3 protein-coding genes and 1 pseudogene are annotated in these 2,737 nt (G+C 55.5%); 2 read left to right on the top strand and 2 right to left on the bottom strand.

Annotation, left to right across the window (positions count from 1 at the left end; all coding sequences use genetic code 11):
* Window positions 1-610: 610 nt before the first annotated feature.
* Complete coding sequence (locus ACR0P8_RS09265; RefSeq protein WP_432624783.1) at window positions 611-895, top strand: hypothetical protein; 285 nt, start codon at window positions 611-613, stop codon at window positions 893-895.
* On the opposite strand, the gene ACR0P8_RS09260 is transcribed toward ACR0P8_RS09265, so the two are convergent.
* Together ACR0P8_RS09260 and trxA are read right to left on the bottom strand one after the other, a co-directional pair.
* On the bottom strand, window positions 889-1,887 hold the full coding sequence (locus tag ACR0P8_RS09260) for a G5 domain-containing protein (protein ID WP_432624782.1): 999 nt from the start codon (window positions 1,885-1,887) through the stop codon (window positions 889-891). The two genes, ACR0P8_RS09265 and ACR0P8_RS09260, sit on opposite strands and share 7 nt — an antisense overlap.
* A gap of 149 nt (window positions 1,888-2,036) precedes the next feature.
* Window positions 2,037-2,411 (bottom strand): thioredoxin, encoded by a 375-nt coding sequence (gene trxA, locus ACR0P8_RS09255; RefSeq protein WP_432624781.1) that lies wholly within the window; start codon window positions 2,409-2,411, stop codon window positions 2,037-2,039.
* Between the two features lie 263 nt (window positions 2,412-2,674).
* Between trxA and ACR0P8_RS09250 the strand changes: the two are divergent.
* Window positions 2,675-2,737 (top strand): annotated as a pseudogene (locus tag ACR0P8_RS09250) (DUF4916 domain-containing protein); the annotation flags it as partial.

Below are 2,737 nucleotides of genomic sequence, written 5' to 3'. Positions count from 1 at the left end.
CGTTTGTGTGAGTCATGTGTGCCGTGTACGTGCGTTTGTGCGTGTGCCGTGTGCGTCGCGTTTGTTCGTGCCGCGTATGTGCGTGTGCCGTGTATCTGCATGTCTTTGTTTCTATGTGTAGCAATTACTATTTACGTAGTTGCTCATAAATCCACTCGCAATCCTGTATTGGTTTTGGATTGGCTTCTGTATTGGTTTGCGGATTATTCATCGCTCGTGCGGATTCATCGTGTGCCGTGCGGATTTCTTGAATGTTGTGCGGATTATTCCGACGATTATGTGGATTCTTTGGATTCTGTGCGGATTATTCAGTACGTGTGCGGATTTTTCGATGTCCGTGCGGATAATAATCACGTGATTTGCTAATCGCAAAATCGAAAAACATTGGAATTTCAGTATTTCGCTTTCTGTTTTGATTAATTTGTGGCTGAAACTGGCGAAATTAATCCGCACACGTGTCGACAAATCCGCACGGCATTGCATTAATCCGCAGAGGAGAGGTTTAATCCGCAAACAAAACGGAGGTGCGGAAAAGGATGACAAAAAGGAACACAGGGACGAAAGATAGGACGGAAGAGAGCAAGACAGGACGGAGGGGGAGCAAGGAAAGATGGGAACAAGGAGAGCAGGGAGGAAAGAGAGCAGGGAAGAGGGGCGAGGAAAGAAGAGGACAGAGACGGAAAGCAAGAAAGACGAAAGAAGAGAACGAGGAAAAGAGGACAAGGAAAAGAGGACGGGGAAAAGAGGACAAGGAAAAGAGGACAAGGAAAAGAGGACAAGGAAAAGGACGAAAGGAGAACATGGGAAAAGAAAAGCCTCGCGTGGAACGAGGCTTTTGGGTGAGCGTGAGGCGATTGGAATCGCACGCTTAGTGAAGGTTCGGCGGCATCAGTAGCACTTGTGTGCGAGCCAGTATGCATAGGCACCCTGGATGGAGCCGTAGCGCTGGGCGCAGTAACCCCAGAACCACTTGAGCTGGGTCTGGTAGTTGGTGGCCCAATCGGCACCCGCGCTGACCATCTTCGATCCCGGAAGCGCCTGCGGCAGACCGTATGCGCCGGAGCTCGGATTGGTGGCCGACACGTTCCAGCCGGATTCGTGCGAGATGATGTACACGGTCGCGGTGAAGTCCTCTTCGGTGTAGCCGTTGGACAGCAGGTAATCGTGAGCCCACTGCTGCATCTCGCCGGCGGGGACGGTGGTGCCGATGGTCGCGGCGGCTGTGGACGGCGTGGTGGAACCGGTGCCCACGAGAATCACCTTGTCGGTCGGGGCTTTCTTCACGAACGAGCTGATCATATTGGAGGAAACGACCGTGCTGCCAGACTTGGTGACGAGATTCGTGGTCTCCATCACGCCTTCTTGGCCTTCGGTCTCGACCTTCTCCTGACCCTTCGGCAGGGAGGAGGTTTCCTTCTTCACCGTGTTGAACGGAATCGCAGTGTCCGTCACGGCGACGGACGCGCCCGCACGATTGATGGTGATGACGGTCTTCTCATTGACTTTCGTAGTCAGAGCCGGCGAGACGGTGTCTTCCGGATCCAAAGTGATGTCACCGGCATCCAGCACGGACTTCACATCGGTGAAATCGGTGCCGGGGACCACGCGGGTCTTGCCGTTGATTTTCACCGTGACATACGAGGTGTTGCCCTTCAGCGCCTCACGCGCGTTGCCGCGGGAAGCCTCGTTGGCATCGGAAACGGAATACGCGGAAACCGATTGGGGCTTCTCCTTACTCGCATCCGCTGTGGCGTACAGGTTATGGGACACGAAGCCACCGGTGGCCAACAGCCCTACTGCCGCGACCGTTGCGGCAATCTTCACCAGCTGGGACTTGCTCGGCAGAGACAAAGTGGCCGGTTGGGCATGTCTTTTATGGTTAGCCATTCTGCTCCTACATCGCTTACAATTCCTCGGCGGATTCAAGCGCTTCTCGAACGCGTGCGCGCGGCCGCATGGGCTCCGCCGGAAAACGCGCAACTACATACAGTCTAGCGCACTCCGAGGAATTCGATCGCTGGGCGACGAAAACGTTGTCATTCCGCGGAAACACCGGAGGGGGTATCGGAGCCGTTGTCCGAAGCGCTCATGTCGAGCGCCTTGGCCTGCTCGATAAGGGAGTCCAGATCGGAGGCGCGCAACGCGCCAGCCTGCTGGAACACAATCTGCTGGTTCTTGACGACCATCAGCGTCGGCACCGCCTGCACCTTGGCTGCGGAGGCCAGATCGGGATTCTGATCGATGTCCACCTTGGCGAAGTAGACGTCCGGATGCTCCTCACTCGCCTTCTCGAACGTCGGGCCGAACGCGCGGCACGGACCGCACCAAGTCGCCCAGAAATCGACGAACACCAGATCGTTCGATTCGACGATCTGGTTGAAATCCTTCGAAGTGACTGCATGCGTTGCCATATCCGTTCCTGCTTTCTGACGTTTCCTTCGACGTCCCGACGTTCTTTTCAACGTTCCGACATCTCGACGTGTTTCGATTTTCCGTTTTTTATCGACGCCGCATATGCCGGCATATCCGATATGCCCGGCCGGCTCGTGACCGGAATCCCCGCCCGCGAAAAGTATATAGCCGCGCGCTGCGCCGACGCAATGCCATATTCGATTGCGCTACCGGAGGAATCGAAATCGAGTGAAATTCACATACCGTGCGCGATAATGGAACCATGCCAGTGATGAATGATGAAGTGCCCGACGAGGGCGATTTCGACGCCAACCGCCATCGCGGG

Source organism: Bifidobacterium sp. (assembly GCF_050874245.1).
Lineage (GTDB): Bacteria > Actinomycetota > Actinomycetes > Actinomycetales > Bifidobacteriaceae > Bifidobacterium.
Note: the sequence above shows the minus strand (reverse complement) of the source record. Positions and strands in the feature narration are given on the sequence as shown.